We start from the raw sequence: 21470 nt of genomic DNA, 5'->3' as shown, positions 1-21470 counted from the left end.
AGTTGAAGTGGTCCCATTTGCCGACACCTCAGCGCCCGTCGGGGATTCGTGCGTCGCGGCGGCGGTGTGCGCGGTCGTTGCCGGTTACCGCTCGTACGCAGCGATCGGTGAGTGGGTCGCTGATCTACCTGCTGAAACCGCGGCCGTGCTCGGGATCGACGCGGACCGGCGGCCGTCAGAGGCCATGATCCGCAGGCTGTTGGTTGCCGCCGTTACCGCCGGACGGATCGTGCCTGTCATACCAGGGTCCTCGCTCAGCTCCGCTTTTTGAGCCGTCTCCAGCATGTCCTGGTCAGCCTGGTCAACAGACCGCCCGGGCCGTGCCCCTGCCGAAAACCTGATCCGGCCTGGTGGGAGCCGGTGTACGGGGCGTCGGGAAGCTTGACCCGGGTCGCTTGCGCTGCGCTCTCGGCAGCTGGTGATCGCTGCGGCATGATGGTCCGCCGTGCTGCTCCGACTGGCTTACCTGGGTGTGACGAACACATTCGCCATGCTGCGCCTGCTGCCGATGAGCAATCGAGACAAGGACGTGGAGACCCTTGCGCTGCGCCATCAGATCACCGTGCTGGAGCGGCAAATCGGTAAGGAGAAGGTGCGGTTCACCCCGAGCGATCGGGCATTCCTGGCGGCGCTGCTACACCGGCTGCCGCGCGACGTGCTACGCAGAGTGCGGCTGCTGGTGCGCCCCGACACGGTGCTGCGCTGGCACCGCAACCTGGTCGCCCGCCGCCACGCGCACATGTCCCGGCCTAAGCGCCCGGGCCGGCCGCGGACCGTGCGTTCCGTCCGCGCCCTGGTGCTGCGCCTGGCGCGGGAAAATCCCAGCTGGGGGTACAGGCGCCTGCACGGCGAACTGCTGGTTCTAGGGGTGAAGGTGGCCGCGTCGACCGTGTGGGAGATCTTGAAGGAGGCCGGGATCAACCCGGCACCCGAGCGGCCTTCCAGCACCTGGGCCGACTTCCTGCGCTCCCAGGCCGACGCCCTGCTGGCCTGCGACTTCCTGGAAACGGTCACCCTGTCCGGGGCGCGGATGTACGTGTTCGCGGTGATCGAGCACGCCAACCGGCGGATCCGAATCCTGGGCGCCACCGCGCACCCGACCGCATCCTGGGTGGCGCAAGCCGCCAAGAACCTCGTCGTGGACCTCGAGGACGCCGGCTGCCGGGCGCGGTTCCTGATCCGAGACCGGGACGGGAAGTTCCCCGAGTTGTTCGACGCAATCCTCAAGGATGCGGGCATCGAAGTCGTGCTCAGGGCGTCCGGATGCCCCGCATGAACTCGATCACGGAGAGGTGGGTGCAGACCTGCCGCCGTGAGCTCCTGGACCGCACCTTGATCTGGAACCAGCACCATCTCCTCCACGCCCTACGGGAGTTCGAAGACTTCTACAACTTCCACCGGCCTCACCAGGGCATAGCCAACGCCCGCCCCCTACACCCCTTGCCGGAGCCGATCGTCGACCCGGACAAGATGGCCTACCTCAACATACGAAGACGCGAGCGCCTCGGCGGCATCCTCCACGAGTACGAGCATGCCGCGTGACCTGCGCGGACGAGGTTTTCGGCAAGGGCAGCGGGCTCTCACGCCCCCAAGGCGCACGAGTGCTGGAAGGACGCCGACGTTCTGTTCGAGCGCCACGAAGGCTGATGTCGTGCGGAAGGCGGTGACCGGCCGCGTGCCGATGGGAACAGCCCCGGGCGGAGTCAGACCAAGTCGTGGGACGCGTTCGTTGGCGCTCTACTCCACGTCTGCTGGGAAGGTATGGAAGAGCCGTCTTGCCGAATCGTTTCCAGTGCCTGCGCGTCGGCGGGCGGACCGATCCAAACCTCGCAGATGTGACCAGTCAGTTCCGCTGCCCGCGCCTCGATATCGCCATCGCTCCAAGCATCGGGATGTTCCTTGATCAAGTCCTTCGACAGCACCAGCAGGCTGTACTTCTCCAATAGGCTGCGCTTGCCCAAGCCAACCTCACCGCCGGAGGTCATGCCCGCAGCGGCTGTGTCAGTCCAAGGCCGATTCGACAGGGCGCCGTTAAGGCTCTTTGAAACCAGGGTGAGGTTGCCAAGGGTCTGAATGCGTCGGTCACGGTCCGCCGCCTGCTCGGGCGGCAGCCGCGGCTCAGGGTTCCAATGGGTCTGCCACGACTGCGGCATGACGTGTTCGATCTCGAGCTTGGCCGGAAGAGCGACGTTCTCGTGGAACTCGGTACGAAGCTTCCTTTCGATCGCCTCTAGGACGACGCGGAGACGCGTTTGGCGGAGGTATCCGTAGAGCTTCAGGGAGGGAAGCTCGGCCTTCATCGTGTCGTCCGTAGGCCACAAGCGCGCATCTGCCCGCTGAGCCGAGAGGAAGCTCCGGACCGTGTCGCCCGCCGTCTCGATTGGGGATCGCTCGAGAAGCTTGAGGATGGAGACCATGGTCTTGTTGACGTCCTTCATGGTCATCCGAAGCAGCGTCCGACGCATGACCCAGCTCTCCAGCGCCCCGAGGGCGGTCTCTATCTGCTTCTCGGGCACCTTGTGCTTGTCCGAAAGCAGCCACAGCAGCAGCGGGCTGGTCGCTGCGAGCCCCATCGTTTCGATGACTCGGGAGTAGAACGACCCTTGGGCCGTGTCCTCGGGCAGATTCGCCAAGGCCCGATAGGTGTCAGCGTCCCTGCGGAATTCACTCAGGAGCTGGTTCGCGCCTTCCAGGCTGCGCATGCAGGGCGCGGCGTACTCAGTGAAAACGCGGAAGACTTGCTCGGTCTTCACCTCGTCGCTCAAACGCATCGTGAGCCAGTACTGCACGAAGATATCGATGCGGGAGCGCTGGTGACGACCCTGGACAATCTCGGCGCGCCACCAGTCATCGTCGAAGTCGACCCAATGTGTCTCCGACCAGTCCTCGACGTCGGCGCTGACCTTCGCGCCCTGCTGGAACACCCAATTCTTGATCAAATCAGCCTTGAGAAGCGGTGTACCGCGGTCGTTAAGTGTCTCGAAAATGAGTTGAGAGTCGTCGTGGCCCGTCAGATTTATCGCGACGATGTAAAGCCCATCCCGCAACGCTGCCGAGAGCGCCGCCGCACGCGCCTTCTCGGTCCCCGGTGGGGCATTGCCATCAGCGTCAGGTGTTCCCGTGAGCCACGCGCGAGCCTCATTTGAGAAGAATTCGTGCGCAGAGACGATTCGGTGCTCTCCCACCCAATCGGGCTTGGGATCCATAGCCTGAGCAAATGCAGGCCGGTCGTGCTTGGACGGCGAAAGCTTGAATCGCTCCGGCTTGCCCCGGAAGGCCGACGAGCGGTTGAGGATGAGCTCTTCGAGGTCTTCAGCGAGTAGATCGTGCCCACGCTCGGCGACTGCCGCCTGGACGGCATCGATCATGAGTTGGAGCGTCGTCATGCGCTGCTGGCCGTCGATCACCATGTGTCGAGTGACATCCCCGACGACCGGGGGCTTCGACTCGTAGACGACCGCCCCCAAGAAGTGGTGTGGCACAGTCGGCTCAGCGCCAGCGGCGACTACACGACTCTCTGCAACCCGAACGACGTCGGCCCACAGAGGCGCCCACTGATCTTCTTCGTTCCAGACATACGGCCGCTGGAACGGCGGGATCTCGTAGTGCATCTTGCCGTCGAACAACTGACGAGGACTCAGCGCGTCTGCCTTCACCGGTGCCACTCCCACTCGACCACGAAGGGACTAGATGCCATCCTGCCAGAGGACACCGACAACGTGCCGCCTCATGTCGATGAGTGCGCACCGCAGGCTAGGTGTGTGACCAGCTCGGGCTTGTGCGATGCGGAAGATTGTAGGGGTGACGACGACGGACTTCGCCCACGACCACGCTTCAGGCGGCGCACCGAGCGTGGTAGGCGCGGTCGATCCGAAAGCGCACGACCATGGCGTGCCCGCTCAGTCGAGCCGATCACCAGTACGCGGCGTGAAGTCGTAGGCGCGGGGTGCCAACGCACCCGCATCCGGGTCCCAGGTGAACACCCGGAAGGTTCCGCTCGACGCGTCGACCTCGCCGTTCGGGAGGAGGGTGACGTCGGAGAGGATGCCGAGAACGCAGTCGCCGGGGTGCGCCCGGGCCCACGCGACCTCGTTGCGGGTGACGATGATGGAGGCGCCGCTGGTCTCCGTGCCCTTGGCTTCCAGCCAGAGCATCCGCCCGTCTTTGGTCGCGACGGCGTCGTAGGGGTTGCCGAAGCGCACATCCTGCACGGTCCAGCCGTCCTTGCGGAAGTGCTCCATGAGCAGCCTCTGCGCGGCGTCCTCGACCTCCTTGCGGCGCGCCGGGTCCATCTGCCAGCCCTGCCGGGGTGTGGTGCGCGGCGGCGAGGGCGTGGCGAGACCCAGGTGCTCGGCCCAAAGTGCCTCGAGCTTGGCGGCGGCAGCCGGGGGCGGTACCCAGCCGCTGGCCTGCGGACGCCACATGCCGCCCTCGGGGATACGGTCGACCAGCGCCTCGTGGGGCAGGCCGTCCTCCGGGAGTAGGAGCGTGTCCCAGTCGATCAACACGTAGTTGGCGATCCCGTCGGCCCGGTCGTCGTCCCAGTGGCCGTCGCTGAAGATGCGGCTGGTGGTGGTGCCGCTGCCGATGACGCCGCGCGACACCCTGCCTTGGCGCAGGAAGAAGACCCGGTCGCCCGGCTCGATCCCGCCTGTCCGGCCGCCGGTGGCCCACTGCCCGCGCAACAGCCCGCCGCCGGCGACGGCCCGGACCTCCTGCGGGTACGTCTGGTCTGCCCAGGTGCCGTCCGGGTTCCACTTCTCCGGGTTCCAGGTGACCACCATCGTGACGGGCTTCCGCCGCACGAATCCGGCCCGCTTCGCCGCGGACAGCGCGTCCAGATCCGAGGTGTCGAAGTAACCGACCGGGTTGCGGTGCCGTGGGACCGTCCTGCCCTTCAGCGCGTCGTGCACTGGGTCGCCCGGGCGCAGCACGGTGCCGGATAACCTCCACTTCACCCTGCCGTCATCGTCGCAACGATGCCGCCCGCTGATCTCCGCGACCACCTGAACAAGGCCGTCGAACGACAGTGTGGCAAAACGCTCGTTGTCGACGCGGTCGGCGAGGGCCCACCGTCCCCGGTTGAGTTCCCACAACTCGTCGTCCGTCGAGGTCTCCCGCCAGCCCACCCAGGCGCGCCCGAGCGGATCGTCCGCCGGCAGTTCACGGGCGCGGGAGAGCTGAAAATTCACGGCCATCCGCGCATCCTGCCGCCCGGTCCCCGCCACCGCCAGAACCGGTCAGCTAGCCGACACGGCAACGCCGGAATGACTCGAACTCCCGCTCACGTCATCAGCGCCTTCGACAGCGAACAGTGACACGTCCTGCGCGCGTGCGACGGCGGGCGCTGACCGGTTATGGCGCGAGCGCGGAGGGCAGGCCGAGTTCGGCCCGGGCCGCCTCGATGAACCGGCGCTCGGCCTCCCACAGCGCGTCGAACCGGTTGACCGGCAACACCTCGACGCCGCTATCCGCCCGCATGGCCGCCAGGAGCCGGGCCTGGCGCACCAGCTCCGACGAGCCGCTCACCACCTCGGGTTGCCCGGCCACCAGCCGGAGGGCGGTCTTGGTGCTCTCCAGCCGCTCCCGGTAGCGGGTGCCCTCGTCGTCGAAGAACGGCATGAGGTCACCCGGATCACGCGGGCGCGGCACCGCGGTAATACGGGCGGCCGGGTTGAGGACGAAGGCCACGTACTCTCGGGCCGCGCCAATGAAGTCGGTGTACGCGTTCAGCCGGATGTCACGCCACTGTCGGTCATGGTCGCGCCGCCACAGCCGGTCCTGAGCCCGGACGGTGAGCCACCCGCCGATCAGAACCGCCAGCATCGTCGTCGTCGCGGTGACACACGCTTGGATCAGACTCACCGACACCGCCGATCGTGTTGATCTGCACGCAACTGACTCCATTGTCACCCGCCTCGGAAGTCGCGGGGCGACCCGAACCCGGCAGGTGTCGAAGGCGTAGCTCAGGGAGGGGGCGGATCGGGCAGGGCCCACGTGCCCGTACCCCTACGGTGCGGCGGCCGCGTTGACCCGGGGTCGGACTGCCGCTGCGCAGTTCCTTGCCAGAGGCTCGTGGCCACCTTTGTTACCCAGCTGCTAGTCGCGGTAGGTCAGCACCACTCGCGACGTCGTCGCCTTGTCGGACTCCGACGACAAGGCGACCAGCGCCATCATCATCGACATGGCGAACGCGTGTCCGTGGCCAGTGACCAGGTTGCGGTAGACGCTGGTGGCCACCGCCTCGAACGGATCGGTCACCAGTCGGCGCTCCGCGATCCCCGCGCGTACACCCCGCAGCACCGCGGGCAGCCGGTCGGCGTTCATCCACGGCTCCGCCATGCACCGGCTCAGTAGGACACGCAGGTTTGCACCGGCGCTGCCATCGTCGGTGGTGATCCGGACCAGTCCGATCGCGGTGGCGGAGACCCAGCCCTCAACCTGGTCCGGTCCGGCGGTCGCTGCGTGGGCCAGCATGGCGAGCACGAAATCGATTACCGCGGCCGGGTGGGTCCAGGTCGCGGGCCGGGTGAGCGCGAACGCCACCCCGCGCGGTACTCGGCCGTCCATCGCCGCGGCGAGGTCAAACGTTGCCCGATCGAATCCGAGGTCGGTGAAGTAGTTGGTGAGCAGGACAGCCTCGGCCGCCGCACGGATCTCGCGTGAAATCTGCCCTTGGGTCTGCAGGTGACGGATAAGGTCGACCGTGCCGAAGGTCGCGACGCCCATGCCAGCGGCGATCAATCGCAGACGGTGATCGTCGCACCAGAACGGGATGTGTTCAGCAGCCGCCATGTCGAGCGACGACAGCCACTCGAACTTCCGGTCGGCGTCGGGGAACGTCGTGAACCTGGTCCACGGACGGCGTGCTGCCTGGTGCAGAATCGAGCATACCGTCGTGGCCTGCTCGGCGAGCGAGTCGGCGACGGACTGCTCGATCACCGTGACGGTCGGCCGCCCAGCGTCAGGATCCCATCCCGTGGACATGGTCGAACGCAAGCCGAGGGACTCCTGCCCCCGGACCGCATCGCGGTAGGTCTCATCGGTTGCGCGAAGCTGGGCGAAACCCGAGATGAGCTGCGAACGCAGGTGCGGGTCGAGCAGGGCCAAAGTGTGAGCTGCAGTGACATCGATTACGGCCACCTTGTTCCAGGCCGCTGCAGCCGCGGCCCTGCCGTGCATCTCTCCTGCCGGGGCATGGGCATTGACGAAGCCCGTGCCGCGCTTCAGCGACGCCTCCGTGTAGGAGGAATCGAAGACGGTGGCCAGCATGCCTAGCGGCAGCTTCGCCTTGTCGAGTTCCTCGATGGCTTCGCTGAGTGACTCGTAACGTGCGCGAAGGTCGGGCGCGAGGGATCCGAGCGGGTCGTCCTCCGAGACCGGCATCCGGCGGAACACCGTGCTTTCGGGGAAGCGTTCGGTGTAGTCGAACATGGCCGTATGCAGCGCGGCGATGTCCTCGTCGGTCGTCGAGAGCTCCTGCTGTCGCAGGCCGAAGAAAATCTGGGCGATGAAGACGCCCAGCAGCTGCTCGTCGTCCGGCCATCGGGCCATGGTGGATAGTGCGCGAGGCACGAACTGTGTGCTGGTGTCGCGGCGGGCCAACAGGCCGATCCAGGTCATGGCGTCGTGACGGTCCCGGGGGGCGACCGGATCGCCGTCGGGGGTGAGGGCGTTCCACGCACCGTCGCTGTCGCCGCGCCGAACCAACGCGTGCACGAGCGCCCAGCGGGCGTTCGCGGCGTCGGGGTCGAGCGTCACCAGGTTGCGGGCCTGCTCGATCGCCAGGTCCCACGAGCCCTCGTCGGTGTGGATTTCGAATATCAACGCCCGCGTATCGAACTGTCCGGCCCACTCGGCTCCGCCCATGGTCAGCGCGCGTTCGGCAGCCCGTTTCGCGGCTTCCGGATCACCGGCGGCCCGCAGATGACGCGCCGAGGTCAGCATCAGGCCGGGGTCGTTCCACCGGTACGCGGCTTCCTGGAGCACCTCGGCGGCCAGCAGGTGCTCCCCGTCCTGCCCGTACCGCTCCGCGAGCAACACCGCGAGTGCGAAGTAGTCGGTGGCGCCGGCCCGCAGAGCCTCAATGGTGCCCCCCTGCGCGCCCATGGCGCGCTGAACAGTCCGGATTTCGCGGACGAGCTCGGGATGTTCCTGCTCGACCTCGGCAAGATCCGGAAGCTCGCCACCGACCTGGGCCAGCCCTCGGACCGCTACCAGAAAGTCGGCGCTGGACTCCGCGGCCGCCAGCGCCGACTGCCACGCCGCAGCGGCGACCGCGTTCTCGGCGGTGCCGGTCAGCTCCACGGCTTCGATCTCCGCGACAACGAATGGGATGTCCAGTTCGGCGGCCAATGCCCGGGCCCGGTCGTACTCGCCGGTGGCGGCGAGCAGTTCTGCCTGCTCTCGCCGCAGCCGGGGGTCCGTGACCTCCTGCGGCCAGGCGTCACCGTCCGGCTGCTGCTCAATGAGCGTCCGTGCCTGCGCCACCTTGCCGCCGAGCACGTACGCCTTGACCGCGACTCGGATCGCCGCGACGCTGTCGCCGTGCCACGACCGACGGACGTTACGGGCCTTGATCGCCAGCGCGGCAGCCCGTTCGGTGTCGGCCAGCCTGTTCACGGTCTCCCCGTACCGCGCCCGGTACAGCAGCAACTCAGCGGCGTACAGCGCTGATCCGCTCGCGCCCTCGATGTCGGCAGCGGCGAGCGCGAACTTGACTCCCCGGTTGATGTCGCCGGCTCGAGCGTGAAGCCGCGCCAGCAGTTGCAGCCGCATCGCCTCATCGGCGTGCGACGACGTCAGCCACGCGGACAGGACGTCGATGGCCTGATCCCAGTCCTCGCGGTGGACGAACAGCAGCCCTTGCGCGAGCGTGTGTTCCCGGGCTGCACCGACGAGGATCTCGCCGGCGTCCGCGGAGGCGTCTTCCGGCAGGCACATCGCCTGCCGGGCCTTCCAGTAGCCGGCCGGGTAAGCTCCACGCTCCACGGCGATCCCGAACAGGCGGGCCGCCGTCGGGTTCTGGCTGTAGTCCGAGGCGAGTTCGGCCAGCCAGCAGATCACCTCCACGGGTGCATCAGCGAACCAGTCCGGGGGCTGCTCGCACCACTGCCGCAGGACGGCGCCGCGGTCATCGGCCGTGACGATGACCTGTACCAGCTTCTCCACGTCCGGCCAGAAGTCGCGGATCTCGATCGCCCGATCGCGGCGCCACGGCTGGAGCATGGTGACCTGGTCGCCGAACACGTTGGTGGCCGACATCCGGCTCAGGATAGAGCGGGTGTTGTCCTCCACCGCAGCACGAGTAGACGACGCCGCGGCACGGGTGTGTTCTGCCTGCCACTCCCCGGCGATGGCGGACGCGGTGGCCGGGTCGTGTGCGCGTACGAAGGCGGCCAGAACAAGAACGAGGACCTGCTCGGCATCGGATCGCCGCTGGTCGCCGCTGCCGCCCAGCAGAGCGGCCAGACCGTCGAGGACCTCGTCGGCTACCGCGGCGCCACCCCGGGCCAACTGGCTCTGCACCTCCGGCAAGACCATCCACTTGCGCAGCTCACGAGTCTTCACGCAAATGCCCTTCTTCCGGGCCTGCCGTCCCACCGTCCATGCGACCCGCAAGCGCACCGTGCGTCGGCTGATCAGGCGGGAGACGGGCGCGGCTGCAGAGCCGAGTGCCTTGATCAGCCCGGCGGAGACGGTTGGTTCCACTGCTTTCCTGCCTCGATCTTCCTGATTGACACGGTTCGGGGGGCCAAGACGTCGGTGCGACGCGACCGGAGACCATCGACGAGCCGATGGACGAACTGACGCTACGGCGTGCGTACGACAGACACCTCGCCTGCAGCAAGACCGTGTCACCGTTCCGAGGGCTTGTGAGGATCCCCCGGCAGCTTGAAGGCTTTGGGCCACCCCGCACAGCCCGGCGAGGTGCCCAGGCTCCAAACTCCTGTTTCACTCCTCCTGCACGTATCGGCTACCGTGACTGCAGGGTCGTTGCCCGGGCAGCCCTTATGGGGAACGAGGAGACTTGAACCCAGAAGAACCGCTTGTCAAGCCTCCTTCAGCGTTTGTCATTGCTTGCCAAAACCCCTTGTTACGGACCGCAGTCATCCCGGCCTTGTCATTGCTTGCCGCAAGTTGGCGTTGAGCTGCGCAGATACCGGTAGGACTGGTCTCCTCTTGTCACTGACTGTCAGCGTCACGCCAGGGTTTTCGGGGGGTAAACGAGGGACCTCGGGGTACGTCTACGCCCCACCGCACCCCGCCACTGCGGTCCGGCGCGGACCACCCCAACGGCGACATGACGACCCGACCGGAGGGCCGTTCGCCGGGGCCATCGCGGGCTCATCACCACGGCGGCAACCACGGCAGCACGCTCAACGCGGGCCAGGTGCACAACGGTGCGCCTTTGGGTTCATGGCGGTGGCACGTCGTTGAATGGCTTCGGTTAGCAGGGTGTGGACATTACCTATATACGTCGCTGTCGCATGAGGACGGTTGCGGACCGGATCGTTTGTGCATGGCGGCCGGCGGAAGGAAAAGTGATGTTGGAGTAGTAGGGTTCCCGACGTGAGAGCCTTCTTCGTCGACCTGGCCGACCGGCGGCGGCTGCGGGCGCTCAACGACGCCGACGAGGAGACGACGGCGGAGGCGGCGCGGCTCAAGGAGGCCGCTCTGTTCGACTTCGGCGTGGGCAACAGCGTCATCGGGTCATGGCTCTACACGAAGTGTCACCACCACATTCCCACCACCGCGGTCGAGACCGCGGCGGTCACGGCCACGGGTGACGGCGTATGCTCACTCCTGTTCAACCCGGAGTTCTTCGTCGACATCGGGCTCGACGGGGTCAAGTTCGTCCTGTTCCACGAGGCGCGGCACCTCATCCAGCGGCACCTGCACACCGAGCCGGAACTGCGCGCCGATCCGGTGTTCACCATCGCCACCGAGGTCACCGTCAACCACGTCGCGATGCGGCGGTTGGGTGTCCAGCGGCTGCCGACGCGGGCCGGTGAGCCGGTCGGGATCGATCCGCGCGAGGTGTACGAGCGGTACCGGGACGACCTGGCCGGGCAGGGCCTCGATCCGCTCAACTACAACCAGTTCGTAGAGACCGACTTCGGCGTCTACAGCGAGCTGCGGCGGATGGCCGAGCCGATCGTGCGTCCGGTGCCGTGCCTGCACCTGCTGCTGAGCCTGGGCCTCGGCGCCGACGGTGAGATCCCGCTCGACGACGACACGGTGGCGAAGGTCGTCGCCGAGGTCCTGGCCGAGGTGGCCCGGCGCGCGCACGCGGGAAACGCGGCGGCCCGGCAGGAACTACTCGACCTGGCCGCCCGGTGCGGCGGCGCCGACGACCGGCTAGAGGCGATCTGGGGGTTACTCGGGCTGGCCGCGCTGCGCGGCGAGACGCCGAAGACCCGCCGGGTCGACTGGTGGAAGCGCTGGCTGGTCGACGTGCTCGCGTCGCGACTACGCGACGGCGAGCGGCTGGTCTACCCGAAGAAGCTCGGCGCGGTGCTGTTGTCGCTGGGTCACGAGCCGATGCTGCTGCGGCGGGGAATGGAGCGGGAGAAGCTCGTGTTGGTGGCGTTCGACACCTCCGGGTCGATGCCCGACCACGTGGTCGAGTGGTTGACCAGGCTCGTCGGGCAGACCGACGGGGTCAACGCGCAGTGGCTGAGCTTCGACGGCGAGGTGATGCCGTTCAAGCCGGGCGAACGCGTGCTGGGCGGCGGCGGAACCAACTTCCAGAACGTCGTCGACTACGCCGAAGGGCGGCTCAAGGTCGGCGACCGGGAGGTGGAGGGGAGCCCCGACGCCGTGATCATGGTGACCGACGGGCACGCGGCGCCGGTGAAACCCCGTGAGCCGGAAAAGTGGATCTGGCTGATCACGGATGGCGGCGACACCTGGCCGGAGCGGGCCGATCCGCCGATGGCCTGCCACCGCGTCCAGACGGGAGAGCGCTGATGGCGGCGGCCCGGCGCACGCGCGTCCAGATTGAGCCGCGCGACAAGCGTGAGCCACGCACGAAGGCCGCGCCCGATGAACCTTCAGCTCTGGAGCGGTTCATCGACGGAATGATCGCGGCCGGGCAGACCGGGCAGGTGTTCGGCGACCACGGCATCGGGAAGACGTCGACGTTCCTGAGCTACATCCCGAAGCGGTACCCAGGCATCGACGTGGTGCTGGTTCCCGCGGCCAACCTCACGCCCGACGACCTACTGGTGAACGCACCCGTGCGCGACCCGCGCACCGGTGAGCTGGCGCTGCAACAGCTAATTCTGGACCAGCTGTCGCACCCGCGGAAGTTCGTGCTGGTGATCGACGACTCGCTGCAGGCGGGCGACACGATCCAATCGCAGCTCATGCAGGTCGCCTGCAATTGGACGCTCGGTGAGCACGACCTGCGCGCGCTCGGCTGCGTGGGCGTCTTCCTCACCGACAACGAGTCGGCCTCGGAGGTCGGCACCCGCCGCAACGACCTGGCCGTACTCGACCGGATGGCCACCATCCGCGTCGGCGCCAACGACACGTCGTGGCGGCGGCACCTGTCCGAGCGGTACCCCGGCCGTGACCTGTCCGACTTGTTCCTGGCCTGGGCGCGGCTGAGCCCGCACCTGCGGCGCCTGCTGTCGCCGCGCACGGTTCAGCACATCATCGACTGCGCCATCGAGGACTTTCCGGTGCGGTGGGGGCTGCCGCTGGTCAACGGCACTCGGCTGGTGCTCGCCGATCAGCGCGCCGACGGCTCCCCCGGGCCCGACCGCACTGACGACATCCTCGACCAGTTCGCCCGGGCGCTCGGCGTGCCCAACCGGGCCAGCGTCGCCGACCCGGTGCGGCGCATCCTCCGCGCGGCGATCCGGCGCCGGTGGGCGGTGCTGCTGCAGGGCCCGCCCGGCTGCGGCAAGACGGAAATCACCCGGCACGTAGTGCGGGAGGAGATCGGCCGCGAGCCGGTATATTTCTCCCTGCCGGTCACGAACATCGAGGATCTGTGCGTCCCGGTTCCGGTGGCCGACGGCACCCTGAGCTCGCTGCTCACCCGCAGCTTGCTCGGCGACGAGCCGAAGGTGCTGGTGTGGGACGAGTACAACCGGCCGAAAGACAAGGCGACCTTCGCGAAGTTGATGGAGGTGACCCAGGAGTGGACGCTGGCCGGGCGGCCCATCGACGGCCTGCGCGCCCAGGTGGCGTTGCAGAACCCGCCGTACCACCTCGGCCGCAAGCTCCTCGTGGCCAGTAACAACCTGGCCCAGGCCAGCCGGTTCACGATCAGCTACGAGGTCGCGCCCGACGACATCCCCGCCAACCAGTGGCTGGTCGACACCTACGGGCCTACCGCCGAGGTGGTCCTGGAGTGGTGGAAGAACGACATCGACGATGAGGGCCGGGCCTGGGTCAGCAAGCGCACCCTGGAGCGGCTGATCAAGCTGCACTGCCAGAAGCTGCCGCTGCAGTCGGCGCTGATCTACCTCGGCGACGGCGAGTTCGCCCCGGTGCCGCTGACCGGCCTGGAGGCTCGGCTGGAGGGGCGGCCGTCCACCGGCCTGGGTGACCTCGCAGCCGAGGTCGACCTGTGGGAGAAGCGCCTGCGCGCGGCAGCGGAGCAGAGTACCGAGGGTACCGGCGACTCCGACCTGGTGCACCAGATCCTCGCCAACGCCGAGGCGTCGCAGCTGCGCGAACACCTCGACGTCGTGGCCCGCCTGCTGCGGTACCTGCCCCCGAAGCTGCGGGCCACCTACCTGGTCGGGCAGGTGCCCGAGAAGCAACAGGTGTGGGTCGAGGCCGTGGCGCGCATGGCCCGATTGCAGGCCGGCTGATGGCCGCACCGCTCGTCTGGCTGCTGCGCGCGGCGGGGCAGCAGCCGTGGCAGCGCCTGGTGTCGGCGCTGGGCGACCGGCTCGACGAGGTCGCCCGGTCCGCTCCCCAGCTTCCGGCCGAACTGTTCGACGCGATGCTGGCGTCGGGGCGGCCGCAGTTGATCGAGGCCATGGCCCGCTCTGTCGATCCGACCGCCGACCGGCACGCCGACCTGCGTCAGCGGCTCGCCGCGACCGGCAACGCCGAGGTGGCCAGCCGCGCGATCTCCTTCTGGGGACTGCGCGACCGGCGCGCGGTGTTCGCCGCCGGGCGGCCCGACGATCCCGCCTGGGCCGGCCTTGTCACCACGATGCTCACCGTGACGAAACCCGACCAGGTGCGGGCGACGGTGGTCAGCCCGTTCCCTGGCCTGATCACCCACGCGTTCGCGGTTTCGGGCAAGGAGCTGACGCGGGCCGAGCTGCTCCGCGGCTTGCTGTCCGTTGTAGACGCGGGCGCATCGCTCGACGATCCGGTGCTGCTTTCCATTGCCGAGCGGGCCGGGACGTCGTTGGGTATCGACCGTGCGTCGCTGGCGCGGCTGGTCGCCGAGGCCGAGGGAACGGCCGGTGCGATCGAGGAGCTGCGCGACCAGGCGGACGTCGACCAGCTGGGCCTGAGGTCGGAGCTTGACTGGGACCAGATCCTCGCCGCCCACGGTTCCGAGCCATTCAGAGAGGAGGCGACGATCCTGCTAGCGCGGCGGCCGGACTGCCCGGAAGACGTGCATCTAGCGCTGTTCGCCACCCATCCGCTCGCTGTCGTCACGGCCGCCCGTCACAGTGTTCTTCTGCTCGCGGCACCGCTGCCGGCCCGGCACACCACCGCGGTCGCAAAACGGCGGGCCGACGAGGCGGTCAAGGCCGGGCTGCCTGCCGACGCACTGCTCCGGGCTTCCCCCGCACCTGTGGTGCTCGAGGCGCTGCACCGGCACCGGGTTGTTCTCGAGGAGCTGCGGACGCTGGTGGCCGACCGGCTCGGTGCCGATGCGGACCGATGGCGGGTGCTACGTGCCCGGTTGAAGGGCCACCGAGGGTCCAGCGTGGACCTCCTGACCGAGGAGCCCACCGGACGGCCGCCGACGGCGTGGCCCGACGCGAAGCCGATCCCCGATGTCTGCGAGCGCAAGACGGTCAACGGGATACGGGCGGCGTTCCTCGCCCTCCTCGACGCCGCACCGACCGACACCCACCTCGCCCTGTTCGACCACGTCGACGACCACACGATCTTCGACCTGCTCAGCCGCGGCCAGTGGCGCGACGAGTGGCTCGACGCGGCGCTCGCCAGCCCCAACCCCGCCCTGCGCCGGTCCCTGTCCACCCGGCGCGACCTCGACGCGGCCGCCATTGACCGGCTCGCCACCTGCGACGACCCGGTGGTCAACAACCAGCTGTTCCGGGCCACCAACCTCAGCTGGCACCTGCGGAAGCGGATCCTGTCACAGCGACCCTTCGGAAACACCGGGTCGCTCCCCCTCGATCCGGCGTTGCGTGAACACCTCCTGGCGTACCGGGGCGGCAGCGGACTGTCGCCGTACCACGCCCGCGACGCGATCGACTGTGTCGACCTCGACCTGCAGCTACACATCCCGCGATACCGGCTAGTCTACGGCGAGATCCCGCAGCTGCGGCTGGTGGTGAACCTCTGGCGGCGGCACGGCCGCGCCGCAGTCGACAAGCTGCTCGCCGTCACCAACGGGCCGGCCACCTTCCAGGGCCGGTTGCTGTCCGCGGCCGTGATCAAGCGCGTCGCCGGACCGGAGCCCGAGATGCTCAGCCGGCTGGAAGACGAGGTGACACGCGGCGAGACGGTCGCCGCGCAGCTCGCCCTCCTGCACGGCGTAACGAGCCCGAGCTCGGCTTCCCTGCGGGAGACCCACGACTGGAACTGGAAGGCCATCCGCGACGAGCACGCCGAGCGGCCGTTCCCCGACGACATTCTCGCGGCCCTGTGTACCAGGCCGGGATGCCCGCAGTGGTTCCGTACTGCGTTCGCCACAACGCTCGAGGCCGGGCTGAACCGCGGCGAGCCGCCAGCCGATCTGCTCGCCCAGATCCCGGTCGACCGCGAGGCGGTGCCAAAGCTCATCGCGGCCGGCCAGTTGAGCTGGTCGGACGTGTTCGCCCACGGGCGTCCGGCGGCCCAGGCGCTAACGATGCTGACACTCGTTAAGGACGAGGGCCAGCAGGAAGGGCTGGCCGCACTAAGGCTCGCAATAGAGTCCACGGTGGACGACAACCCGGAAGCCTGGGTGCTAGCTGCCCACATGCTGCCCGACTTCGCTGGCAGCGTCGCCGAACTGTTGTTCACCGCGACGGCGGCCACCGGCTGACGCCAGCGGCCCCGAGGCCGCCGAGTTCAGGATTCGCCCGTCTACCCTTTGCAGGTACTGTCAGCGAAGCCGCTCCTGCTGCTGCGGAGCGGCCTGCTCCTACTCACCGTCGCGGGCATTGTGGGATTGTGGGGATGGGTGCCCTCGCCGTTCGGCGACACACCACCGAGCGCGAGCGAGCTGACCGCGCTGGTGACCGACCCTGTACCTGTCGAGAAAGGCATCCGTGCGGGTCGCAGGAGTCCGGGCCCGACCTTGGCCTGATCGAGGGCGTCACCCCTGCCCATCGTCACCGATGACTACGCGATGATGCCGACTCATGCTGCTGCGACTGGCGTACCTGGGTATCACGAACGCGTTGACGTTGCTGCGACTGCTGCCTTGCGGCGACCACGATAAGGACATCGAGATCCTGTCGTTGCGCCACCAGCTCGCGGTGTTGCAGCGCCAACTCGACGGGCAGCAGGTCCGGTTCGAGCCGGTCGATCGGGCGTGGCTTTCCGCGTTGCTGCACCCGCTGCCGAGGCCGACCCTGCGGCGCCTGCGACTGCTGGTCCGGCCCGACACAGTCCTCAAGTGGCACCGTGACCTGATCGCGCGCCGCCACGCCGCGGTGTCGCGGCCCAGGCGACGCGGCCGGCCCCGCACGCTGCGGTCGATCCGGGCCCTGGTACTGCGCCTGGCGAGGGAGAACGGTAGCTGGGGGTATCTGAGGGTGCATGGGGAGCTGCTCACGCTCGGGATCAAGGTCGCCCCGTCCACCGTCTGGGAGATCCTGCGCGAGGCCGGGATCGACCCCGCACCCGATCGGGCCGCCACCACCTGGACGGACTTCCTGCGTTCCCAAGCCGAAGCGCTGCTGGCCGCCGACTTCATCGAGACCGTGACGCTGACCGGAGCGCGGATGTACATCCTGACGGTGATCGAACACGCCAGCCGCCGGATCCGGGTCCTGGGCGTCACGGCGCACCCGACCGCCGCCTGGGTCTGCCAGGCGGCACGCAACCTCGTGATGGATCTCGAAGACGCCGGCTGCAAGGTCAAGTACTTGATCCGGGACCGGGACGGCAAGTATCCGGGCACGTTCGACGCGATCCTGTCCGACGCCGGCATCACGGTCGTGCCCAGCGGTATCCAAGTGCCCCGCATGAACGCGATCATGGAACGCTGGGTGCGGACCTGCCGCCGCGAACTGCTGAACCGCACACTGATCTGGAACCAGCGGCATCTACTGCATGCGCTGCGGGAGTACGAGCGGTTCTACAACCTACACCGCCCGCATCAGGGGATCGCGAATGTCCGGCCGCTGAAGCCGCTGCCCGAACCGATCACCGACCCGGACCAACTCGTCCGGCTGAACATCCACCGGCGTGACCGCCTCGGTGGTGTCCTTCACGAATACGAGCACGCCGCCTGAGCTGCCCAGATGGCATTCTCGGCAGGTACAGGGCTCCCCCGGCCGTGGATAGAGGAGCATGATGCGGCCGGCTAAAGCGTAGTCGGCGGGAGGGCTCGCTCGTAGTAGACTCCTCGACCGACGTATCCGCCGTTTCAGCATTAGGTTCTCGTGGGGAACGAGGAGATTTGAACCCAGGAGAACCTCTTGTCGAGCATCGCCGTTCAGGGCTTGTCATTGGTTGTCAAGACCCCTTGTTACCAACCGTAGCCACCTCGACCTTGTCATTGACTGTCGGGAATTGGCGCCGAGCTGCACAGACACGACCAGGCAATGATCGTTTCTTGTCACTGTTTGTCAGCCGCAGGCGGGGGTTTTCGGGGGGTAAACGGGGGCATGCCGACGTCGCCAGGGTCTCACCGCGCCCCGCTCCCCCACCGTCGGGACTTCCCGGCACCAAGAGAACGACGTGCGCCTACCCATCGCGGCCCGCCCACCGTAGGCATGGGAGTTCGTGTCGGTGGCCCGAGTTGAACCCCAACTACATGCCCAGAGTCGCTGCCGACCTGCAATTGTGCTGACCGTTGGATGCCCTGTCCGCAGTGTCCATTCGGTCATCGAATCGGGATTGCGTTATAGATCCTCCTCGTTCAGCCATTGCGCGACGGCTTGGTAGTCCGCGCCGGTGAGGCCGCGACGTGGGTCTACGCGGTGCAGGAGAGCGGAAGCGCTGTGGTTCACTGCTACCCACGTCCGGTCGGCGTCGGTGATCTCGTCGTCCACCCAGGCGAACCGGCGTCCTGTGGCCCACTCGACGAGGCGGCGCGTTTTCCAGTGCAGCCGACCGCCGTCGTCTTCGTCGTCTGGCCAGTCGACGACCGGCAGCTGGGGTAGGCCGAGCCGTGGTGCGAGCACCTCGTTCGCGTCGTGCATCCAGGTCGTAGCCCACACGAGATCACAAGGCAACGCAGCAAGCCGAGGGCCGTGCTCGGCGTCGAGACCTGCCAACAGAGGGTTGGCGTCATCGCCCATCGGGCTCGCGGCGCCGCCGAAGGGCAGAAGCGTCCCGTCCACGTCGAGGAACAGCAGCGGACGATCAGTCAGCATGCAGCGCCGATCCCGTGCTCGGCCAGGCGGCGTACGCCCGCCTCGCCGAAGTCCACATCCGGCCATAGCTGGTGCGCGGCCCAGTCCAGCCACTCGCGCGGCGGATCATCGACCTGGAAGTACGCAATCCTCTCCCCCTCGTCCATGGGCGCAGACTCCCACCAATGCCACCACACCATCAGATGCCACTCGCCGTCACCCATGCGCCAGCCGATGCTGAACCGCTCGATCTGCGGGTACGCCCGCCACGGCGGCAGGACCCGCCCATGGGCATCGAACTGTTCCCGTACGGCAGCGTCGAGGAGCCCGCGGGTCCGGTCGTCCACTGTGCGGCGCTCCTCAATTCAGCTCGATGACGGGCCGGGTCAGGATCTCGTCGGCGTACCCGTCGTCAGAGGCCAGCCAATGGCCGAAATCCTTGTCCCGGTAGGCGGTCGCCAGGGTGAGCCAGCCCAGGAAGAAGCCGCTGCCGCCACACGTGGCGCCGCCGCCATCGCCGCCGCACACAATGGTGCGGTCGGTCGTCGCCTCGTGCCGGTAGGGATCCTGCCCGATCGCCAAACCCCACAGGTTCTTCTGCCGGTGCGGACCAGTCTTGTAGTCGAACGGGTAACCGTCGTTGGGGCAGTCATCGCCCCAGCGGAACAGGGTTGTCGCGCCAGCTCCACGCGCCCACTCCCACTGATCCTCAGTGGTCGTCCGCAAGCCGATGCTTGCGAGCCCGGCCATGGCCTCGTCGTAGGCGACCTCCCGGGTCGCTCGGGCCCGCGCTACCTGCCCAGTGCGGTCGAACTCCACCGTCAGCCCACCACCAGATCGGAGTGTGCTCACCCCGTCGAGCCGATCCCCGGTCGACGCGACGAGTTCGAGTACCCGAGGGTTGTCCGGCGCCAGCGGAATCTCGCACGGGTCGAACGCTTCCACCGCGATCAGTATCGCCGCCATCTCGGCGCTGCGTACCGGCGAGGTCATCGCGTCGACGTACTCGGCCAGCGGAGGAAGGCCGTACTCGCTGGCGCTGTCGGCGTAGCTGGCGGCCTGGTCCGGAACGGGCTGGAATCGGGCCGCGTCGTAGCCGAGAGCCGGCCGTCCGCCGGGTACGAGAGCGAACCGCATCCCGTCACGGTCGAACAGCGCCACCCGGTGCGACCGCTCCGCGTACGCCGTGTGCTTTAGGCCCACGACGGTCAGGTCGTGTCGATCCGCGATCTCGCAGGCCATCCGGCGGGCAACGCCGTCAGACAGGTCGTTCCACTGCTCGAAGCTGAGATCGGCGTACGGCACCGCGCAAGGATAGAGCCGAAGGCACCGATCACACAGCGAGCCGGCCTCAACACCCGAACCACCAGGCGTACGAGACGGCACCAGCCGCGCCCACCTGACCGCCCTCCTCCACCGGCTGCTGCACACCCCCACCCGGCTGCCACGCCACGCCCGCACACTGACCGGCCAGTCGGGTGCGACGACATCGACGGTCCAGTCTGCGTCGGTGGTGGTGTGGAGGCCACCGCCGAAGAGCCCGGCGATGCAGACTCGCGTGTCGACCAGCGGACCGAATCCCGGGCAGGAAAGGTCCGCACCCGTCGAAATGCAAAGGTCCGGATCGGGTTCACGATCGCTTGCGATCTTCGCGCCCGTGACCGGATCGAACAGGCCGCGACCGTCGTGGGAGACGACCATGAGGAGGTCGCCGCCGCTGGTCGGCTCAGCCGCGAAGCCGACACGCAGCAGCCCGCGCATAGGTATGTAATTGTGCGGCGTGGGCAGTTCGAGCCCACGGCGATGGTACGGGCATGATGAGGGCAGCGAGGAACCGGTCACGCAGCTGTTGCTGATGTTCGCGCCCGCGCTTACCCATCTCCTAGTCTTCGTCCGCCGCCAGCACCGCGACGAGCACCCCGCCGCCGGTGCCGACAACGAGAGCGTCCATGGTGTGCCGCGTGACCGGATTCCAGGAGCCCAGATCGGTGTTGGTCCACCAGCGTGTTCCGTGCCCCAGCAGGGTGATCAGCTTCTTGAAGACGTCCTGGGCCTTGTCGACCGGGTAGCGGCCTTGCGCATGGTAGGCGAGAGTCCGCGTCGTCATCTCCACGAGGACGGCAAGCGCCATGTCCTGATCCACCTCGGCCAGGCACGCCGCCAACTGGTCGACACCCTGAGGTGCCTGGGGCGGACCGTCGAATGAGCTGGCTGAGTCGATGACACCGCAGTCGATCAGGAATGTGAACACGTCCGCGATCGGGTTCTCGCTACCTGCGAGGCGGATGAAGGTCCACAGGTGCTCGTTACCGTAGGGTCCTGGCAGGCCGGCCAGCAGATGCTAAAGCCTCGCCAGCCGCTCATGAGGAGTCCAACCCCGCTCACCCTGTGACCCCACTGCCGGACCGGAACTCGTGGACGACCTCAATCAGCCCGACGATGTGCTGGTAGAACTCGTCGAGTTCCTCGGCCGGCACCCACAGCTCGAGGATGTCGCGCCCGCCGACCTGCCGGACCGGGTACCGGGAGGCGAACTCGCGGTCGATCTCGAACCGGGTGACGTAGCCGACGCCCGAGGCAGGCACGTCCCAGTCCCGGGCGATCATCGTGCCGGTCCTGGATCGAGACCCTCGGCATGGTGTCACCCACAGCGGCGGTCGGTACGGCGAAAAGATCGACAAAGTGACACCGCCGCAAGAGGACGACGGGACAACCAACGAGGCACCGCCAACGCTCGTAGGCCGTAGTGAGGGCTTTGCGGCGCAGCCGCCGGATGCCACGGGC

Annotated in this window: 14 protein-coding genes and 1 pseudogene; 6 read left to right on the top strand and 9 right to left on the bottom strand. The window is 68.0% G+C overall.

Annotation, left to right across the window (positions count from 1 at the left end; all coding sequences use genetic code 11):
• Positions 1 to 445: 445 nt before the first annotated feature.
• Both DKT69_RS16630 and DKT69_RS39855 read left to right on the top strand, forming a co-directional pair.
• Positions 446 to 1276: a helix-turn-helix domain-containing protein gene (locus tag DKT69_RS16630; protein ID WP_236647965.1), complete on the top strand. Its 831-nt coding sequence runs from the start codon at positions 446 to 448 to the stop codon at positions 1274 to 1276.
• On the top strand, positions 1273 to 1542 hold the full coding sequence (locus DKT69_RS39855; RefSeq protein WP_236647964.1) for an integrase core domain-containing protein: 270 nt from the start codon (positions 1273 to 1275) through the stop codon (positions 1540 to 1542). The genes DKT69_RS16630 and DKT69_RS39855 overlap by 4 nt, the downstream gene beginning before the upstream one ends.
• 161 nt (positions 1543 to 1703) lie before the next feature.
• On the opposite strand, the gene DKT69_RS16625 is transcribed toward DKT69_RS39855, so the two are convergent.
• The 4 genes from DKT69_RS16625 to DKT69_RS16610 form a co-directional block, all read right to left on the bottom strand.
• Positions 1704 to 3656, bottom strand: coding sequence for a DUF262 domain-containing protein (locus DKT69_RS16625; protein ID WP_146231109.1), 1953 nt, complete (start codon positions 3654 to 3656; stop codon positions 1704 to 1706).
• Positions 3657 to 3899: 243 nt separating this feature from the next.
• Entirely contained in the window at positions 3900 to 5198 is a 1299-nt protein-coding gene (locus DKT69_RS16620) for a protein NO VEIN domain-containing protein (RefSeq protein ID WP_109802451.1), read from the bottom strand.
• Between the two features lie 157 nt (positions 5199 to 5355).
• The gene (locus tag DKT69_RS16615) at positions 5356 to 5865 is read right to left on the bottom strand and encodes a hypothetical protein (RefSeq protein WP_146231108.1); all 510 of its coding nucleotides are present in this window, start codon (positions 5863 to 5865) and stop codon (positions 5356 to 5358) included.
• Between the two features lie 234 nt (positions 5866 to 6099).
• On the bottom strand, positions 6100 to 9711 hold the full coding sequence (locus DKT69_RS16610; RefSeq protein ID WP_109802449.1) for a PIN domain-containing protein: 3612 nt from the start codon (positions 9709 to 9711) through the stop codon (positions 6100 to 6102).
• Between the two features lie 861 nt (positions 9712 to 10572).
• Here DKT69_RS16610 and DKT69_RS16605 point away from each other — a divergent pair.
• From DKT69_RS16605 to DKT69_RS16590, 4 genes are all read left to right on the top strand, one after another.
• Positions 10573 to 11973: a hypothetical protein gene (locus DKT69_RS16605; protein ID WP_109802448.1), complete on the top strand. Its 1401-nt coding sequence runs from the start codon at positions 10573 to 10575 to the stop codon at positions 11971 to 11973.
• A complete protein-coding gene (locus tag DKT69_RS16600; protein ID WP_109802447.1) occupies positions 11973 to 13832 on the top strand; it encodes an AAA family ATPase in 1860 nt (619 codons plus the stop codon). The genes DKT69_RS16605 and DKT69_RS16600 overlap by 1 nt, the downstream gene beginning before the upstream one ends.
• Positions 13832 to 16204 carry a hypothetical protein gene (locus tag DKT69_RS16595; RefSeq protein ID WP_109802446.1) on the top strand — a complete coding sequence of 791 codons (2373 nt, stop codon included), beginning with the start codon at positions 13832 to 13834 and terminating at the stop codon, positions 16202 to 16204. The genes DKT69_RS16600 and DKT69_RS16595 overlap by 1 nt, the downstream gene beginning before the upstream one ends.
• Before the next feature lie 319 nt (positions 16205 to 16523).
• Positions 16524 to 17621 (top strand): integrase core domain-containing protein, encoded by a 1098-nt coding sequence (locus DKT69_RS16590; RefSeq protein WP_109802445.1) that lies wholly within the window; start codon positions 16524 to 16526, stop codon positions 17619 to 17621.
• A 612-nt stretch (positions 17622 to 18233) separates the two neighbouring features.
• Here the strand turns inward: DKT69_RS16590 and DKT69_RS39850 are convergent.
• From DKT69_RS39850 to DKT69_RS16565, 5 genes and pseudogenes are all read right to left on the bottom strand, one after another.
• The gene (locus DKT69_RS39850) at positions 18234 to 18707 is read right to left on the bottom strand and encodes an HAD domain-containing protein (protein WP_236647963.1); all 474 of its coding nucleotides are present in this window, start codon (positions 18705 to 18707) and stop codon (positions 18234 to 18236) included.
• Positions 18701 to 19033 (bottom strand): hypothetical protein, encoded by a 333-nt coding sequence (locus tag DKT69_RS39845; RefSeq protein WP_236647962.1) that lies wholly within the window; start codon positions 19031 to 19033, stop codon positions 18701 to 18703. Before DKT69_RS39845 ends, DKT69_RS39850 begins: the two co-directional genes overlap by 7 nt.
• Positions 19034 to 19046: 13 nt before the next feature.
• The gene (locus DKT69_RS16580; protein ID WP_236647961.1) at positions 19047 to 20447 is read right to left on the bottom strand and encodes a hypothetical protein; all 1401 of its coding nucleotides are present in this window, start codon (positions 20445 to 20447) and stop codon (positions 19047 to 19049) included.
• A gap of 121 nt (positions 20448 to 20568) precedes the next feature.
• Positions 20569 to 20937, bottom strand: a complete 369-nt coding sequence (locus DKT69_RS16570; RefSeq protein ID WP_109802442.1) for a hypothetical protein — start codon at positions 20935 to 20937, stop codon at positions 20569 to 20571.
• 130 nt (positions 20938 to 21067) lie between these two features.
• Positions 21068 to 21292 (bottom strand): annotated as a pseudogene (locus tag DKT69_RS16565) (ADP-ribosylation/crystallin J1); the annotation flags it as partial.
• Positions 21293 to 21470 lie beyond the last annotated feature (178 nt).

The organism is Micromonospora sicca, from assembly GCF_003172935.1.
Taxonomy (GTDB): Bacteria; Actinomycetota; Actinomycetes; order Mycobacteriales; family Micromonosporaceae; genus Micromonospora; species Micromonospora sicca.
Note: the sequence above shows the minus strand (reverse complement) of the source record. Positions and strands in the feature narration are given on the sequence as shown.